Here is a 981-nt window from a genome sequence, read left to right as displayed (position 1 = left end):
AATTGGCTGATGGTACTGAGGTTCAGTTGCGCCCACTTATGCCTAGATTTAAGAAAAAATCAGACGGTTATGATTCCATTCGCCTTGTACAATTCGATAAATACTGTTGGGTTAAAGGAAATAAACTCAAACTCCCTAATGGCGTAGGTGTTATTAAATTCAGGAAGTCGCAAGAGATTCTAGGCACAATAAAAAATGTGACGATCAGTAAGGTGTCAGGACGTTGGTACGTTTCATTCTGTACTGAAACAGAACTTACTGAAATGCCGATCCACCCATCAAAATCAGCGATTGGTGTTGATCTTGGTGTTAAGAAATTAATCACTACCTCAAATGGTCAGGTCTTTGACCCGATCAATAGCTTTAAAACCAATCAGATTAAATTAGCTAGACTTCAACGGAAGCAGAGAAAGAAAGTTAAATTTAGTCAAAATTGGAAAAAACTGAATTTTAAAATCAATAAACTACATCATCACATTGCCAATATTCGTCATGACTACTTGCAAAAAATCACTACAACGCTCAGCAAAAACCACGCAATGATTGCTGTTGAGGATTTAAAAGTAGCAAATATGTCGAAGTCAGCAAGTGGCACAATCGAAAATCAAGGAAAGAATGTAAAAGCTAAGTCAGGCTTAAACAAATCAATCCTAGATCAAGGTTGGGGCATGCTCGTTAGTATGTTGGAATATAAGCAACAATGGCGAGGTGGATTACTTGTAAAAGTTGATCCGAAGTACACAAGTCAAACCTGCTGTGAATGTGGTCATGTAGCAAAAGAAAACCGACAAACTCAAGCTAAATTTGAGTGTGTCGGATGCGGTTATGTTGCGAATGCGGATTTAAACGCATCTCGTAATATATTGTCGGCAGGACATGCCGTTTTGTCTGTGGAGGGTGGATGCGGTAAAGGTCGCCCTAAGAAGCAGAAAGCAAGCGAAATCCGTGAGGAAGTCGCCTAAGAGCTTTGCTTTTAGAATC

1 protein-coding gene is annotated in these 981 nt (G+C 39.3%); it reads left to right on the top strand.

The genetic code is table 11. The features are described from left to right. Positions 1-962, top strand: a 962-nt coding sequence (locus tag VF675_RS13665) for an RNA-guided endonuclease InsQ/TnpB family protein (RefSeq protein WP_440205383.1), incomplete at its 5' end; no start/stop codon positions are given. Positions 963-981: the final 19 nt, after the last annotated feature.

The sequence above is a fragment of the Acinetobacter sp. Lyrl_1 genome (genome assembly GCF_051948795.1).
In the GTDB taxonomy this organism is placed as follows: Bacteria; Pseudomonadota; Gammaproteobacteria; order Pseudomonadales; family Moraxellaceae; genus Acinetobacter; species Acinetobacter towneri.
The sequence above is the reverse complement of the archived record's forward strand: the minus strand, read 5'-3'. Positions and strand labels throughout refer to the sequence as shown.